At 64.2% G+C, this 3,908-nt stretch carries 3 protein-coding genes; all 3 read right to left on the reverse strand.

What is annotated here, in order from left to right; translation table 11 throughout:
* Window positions 1-827: 827 nt before the first annotated feature.
* Window positions 828-1,436 (reverse strand): hypothetical protein, encoded by a 609-nt coding sequence (locus tag ABZU75_RS45070; RefSeq protein ID WP_355569264.1) that lies wholly within the window; start codon window positions 1,434-1,436, stop codon window positions 828-830.
* Window positions 1,437-1,510: 74 nt separating this feature from the next.
* A complete protein-coding gene (locus tag ABZU75_RS45075) occupies window positions 1,511-2,575 on the reverse strand; it encodes an IS110 family transposase (RefSeq protein ID WP_355569267.1) in 1,065 nt (354 codons plus the stop codon).
* A 717-nt stretch (window positions 2,576-3,292) separates the two neighbouring features.
* The coding region (locus tag ABZU75_RS45080; RefSeq protein WP_355569269.1) for a hypothetical protein at window positions 3,293-3,908 on the reverse strand (616 nt) is incomplete at its 5' end.

Genomic DNA, 3,908 nt, shown 5'->3' on the forward strand with positions numbered 1-3,908 from the left:
GGCCTGACACAAGAACGGATCACCCGAACCGTTACCGTGCCACGCGCGACGATCACGGAAAGTGGGCCAGACCCACTTTTACATGGCCACGGACATGGCCGGAGACCCAGGTTTCAACGATGTCTGTCAGTTTTAGACCCACGTGGCCGGCGCGTTGATGCAGGACGCGAGCACCCGGATGGGAGCCGCCCTCTGAGGCGATGCGTGAGAACTGCAACCCTGACAGGGTCCAGAGATCAAAAAAAGGCCCTCTCCCGAAATCTGGGAGAGGGCCTCTGACGTGCGGAGGCTCGGGGATTTGAACCCCGGATGGGCGGTAAACCCAAACCGCATTAGCAGCTCGGGTCTCGACCGTCCCGATCGGTTCCACCTGGACCAACAGGCTTGACCGACCTGCCTGGAACGGCATGGAACGACGGTGAACTGCAACCCGAACTGCAACCCGCGCAGGGTTCGAGCTGCGCGCCGCGCACGCCTCTACCCGCCTGATCATCCCGTCTGCCTCGACCCACCGCGAAGCGGCAGCGGGCCGGCGACGGAGGGGCAAGCCTGTCTTCGAGTGTCCATTCACCCATCGCTGTTCCTCGGTCATGGGATGCCAACCGTCACAGACAGGCTTGAGCCGGAGGAACTGGCCTGCTGGGCTTGCCTGGGTCGAGGCAGACAGGATGATCAGGCCCACCTCAGCCAAATACGACTCTGCGGTCGCGTACTGATGATCATCCCGGAGCCGAGCGCCCCCGCCGGAGGCATAGCGGTTTTCAAGAGGGCCGTGTTCTCGACGGTGATACACCCTCCCACCTGGGCGAAAGCATTCTCCCTGACCTCTACCGCGTAAGATCATCCCGCATATATCCCACGGGCGGCATGGCCTCCACGATGCGCGCTGTTCCAGTGGGTGGCCGCATCTCATGCATGGTGATCACATCGCTCGGCTTGAGATGTCGCCAGTGTTCAGGGGTGAGGGGAAGCAGCCGCACCGATGCGCCCCCTCCTGGCTTCAAGGGGTCGCGGCCTTCAATCCATAGGCCGGCGATGCTGAGCAGAGGTTCTCCCTCAGAGGTGCAGTGGCCGAGGTCCCACATGGGCCGGAGCAATCCGCCGGGAGGTATGGGTGTTGTACGGCTTCCATCCCCGGCGGGCAGCAAGTGAAGTTCAGCCAGGAAGGCACCGGTACGGGCCTCGCTGCGCCGCCAGTCATACCAGGCGACGTCTGACTTGAGCCACATCAGACGGGCGGCGTCAGCCAGCAGGCCCCAGAATTCCGGCGGCGGGGGATGAGCGTCGCCGAGTTCTTCGAGAAGGATGAGAGCCATCTCCCATTCGTCCTGCTTCAGGTACTCCAGCGCGTCGGCCGCGCCAACGCCGGATTCGGTTCGGGCGTCGTCGGAACAGAGATGGGCCGCGTTCAGGAGAGGGGAGTCCCGGGAGATCACGATCCGATTGTGCCTGGTGAAAGCTCAGCCGCGGACTAACGCCCCCGTGATCGGTACCTTCTGACGCTCCTATGTCAAGCGACTGCTTGATGGGCTTGCGTCGGAGCGATGTCCCGGGCTTCAATATCGGCGATCATGACGCGATAGACCACATCTGACAGGTGTCGTTTGAGGACGCGCAGGCCGCCTTTGGTGGTGTCGTGGTGGGTTTGCCGGCGGCGTTCCAGCAGTTGGCGGGCGCCGGGGTGGCATCGGCTCTGGGTGAGGGCGATGCGGTGAAGGGCCGCGTTGAGCTGCCGGTTTCCGGCGCGGTTGAGCCGATGGACCTCGCTCTTGCCACTCCAGACCGGTATCGGGGCGGTACCGTTATGCCGGGCGAACGCGGCGGTGGTCCGGAAACGGCGAATGTCACCGATCTCTCCCAGGAGCTTGGCAGCGGTCAGCACGCTGACACCGGTCACGGCCAGGAGCCCGGTCGCAAGGGGCTCGACCAGCGCCTTGAGTTCGGCTTCGACGGCGTTGGCCTGCGTCGACAGCAGGTCGATGTGAGTCAGTTGGGCGCAGGCGACCCGACGGGAGGTGCTCTCGGGCAGGGCGGCGAGCTGGGCGGCCAGCCGGACGCGTGTGGCGCTGTGCGCCAAGGTGCGCCGAGCAGGTGCGAGATCGAGGGCCAGGTCGTGGAGCATCCAGCGGAACCGGTTGATCACCCGGGTGCGTTCCTTGATCAGCGCGTCGCGATGATCGACCAGCAGCCGGATCGGGCGGGTGTGCTCATCCAGCACCGCCAGCGGCAGATCGGCTCTCTCACGCAGGGCCAGGCGGGCGATGGCCAGCGCGTCGATCGGGTCGGATTTGCCGTGCTCACGGCCGCCGCGGCGTTCTGCGGCCATCATCTTGGGCGGTACGGGGATCACCTTCTCGCCGGCGGCCAGCAGGTCGCGGACCAGATTGCCGGCCACATGCCGGACGTCTTCCACTGCCCAGACCCGATCGGTGGTGAGCTTGCCCGCCCAAACCAGCAGCTGCAGATGCCCCTCCCTCCGGGCGGCGACGGTCCGTTCTGCCTTCCTGCGGCCCAGTTCATCCACCGCCACCGCGGTGTGAGTCTGCTTGTGCGGGTCGATGCCGAACACCATCATGGAGATGTCTCCGTTCTTTAGGGGACATCCGGGCCGGGCGGCCGACATATCTCAATTGAGGGATCTACCAGGCTCCTATCAAGTCACGCCGCTCAGCCCGGATAAAGCCGGTGTTCAGGGCTCGTGGACACGTCAGAAGCAAGCCATCACGGCAGATCCGTAGTGAGTCACCCGAGCCCCTCCTCCGACAGTGAGTGTGCGCCGGCGCTCGGCACTGTCAACGTCGTTCGTCCTCGCTGCGCTGCGGGCGCTCCACGTTGACCGCGCGCTCACTCCGGCAGACCGACGGCGTCGAGGAGGAGGTTCGACAAAGGAATGGACCTTTCCGTCCCCTCCCACCGGCCAGCTCGCGGCGGAAGTAAGACTCAGCCTGACATTGAGATCCGTAGGTCCCCAATCAATGTCCAGGACCGTTCGGACCAGTTCACCGCGAAGGCTGCGAGCAGTCCAGTTGTTCAGATCGATCCGCTGATGTTCGCCACCGTCCGCCTCGATGGCTCCCAGGCTGGCTCCCGGAAACAGGCTTGCCAGTGCCTACGTGAGCTACTCATCTTCCTCACAGTGATCCGCTTGGAAGCCCGCCCCGGCCGGTCATCCCGCCGCCGTCCCGCCCCTCTGGGAGCAGGCCAGGCACAGGGATCAAGGTGGAGTACCCTACGTCCGAACGACCTTGACCCCTGTCCCTGTCATCCGCCGACAGTGCTGATTACACCGTGATCATGCGGGCCGATCATTGATCGTTGCGCACCCCACGTTCGCGCTCTCACGCTTGCCGTTCTGGTTCTTGAGCACCCATATGCCCTTTTCGTTGAAGCGGATCCATGCCTCGTCATCGTTAAGTCCCCGTATCCAGCCGGCGGACACACCACCGAATATCCGCACGCCCTTGTCTTGGTCCAGGAACTGGATATACCCCTTGCCTTCGCCTGATCCGTGGACTTGCTTGGTGATCACGTCGTTCACGTCGGCCTTGTCAGCAAACACGGTTCCCCAGGCTTGTCCGGCCCCCTTGCGCACGTTCACGCCTTCCTTGGGGAAGCTGATCCATCCGTCGTCAGCGCTTCTCCCCTGCACCCATTCAGTGTTGATGCCGTTGAGGTCGGCCTTGTCGGCGTGCACGGTTCCCCACGCCCCGCTGCCTTGACGGACATCGAGTCCGTCCTTGGGGAAGGTGATCTTCCCGTCGTCGGTGCTTCTCCCCTGCACCCACTCGGTGTTCACTCCATTGAGATCAGCCCTGTCGGCGTGCACGGTTCCCCACGCCCCGCTGCCTTGACGGACATCGAGTCCGTCCTTGGGGAAGGTGATCTTCCCGTCGTCGGTGCTTCTCCCC

The sequence above is a fragment of the Streptosporangium sp. NPDC005286 genome (genome assembly GCF_040607515.1).
In the GTDB taxonomy this organism is placed as follows: Bacteria; Actinomycetota; Actinomycetes; order Streptosporangiales; family Streptosporangiaceae; genus Streptosporangium.

Coding starts and splice junctions, on each gene's coding strand:
- ABZU75_RS45075 (WP_355569267.1), bottom strand. CDS start 2,575: ATGATGGTGTTCGGCATCGACCCGCACAAGCAGACTCACACCGCGGTG.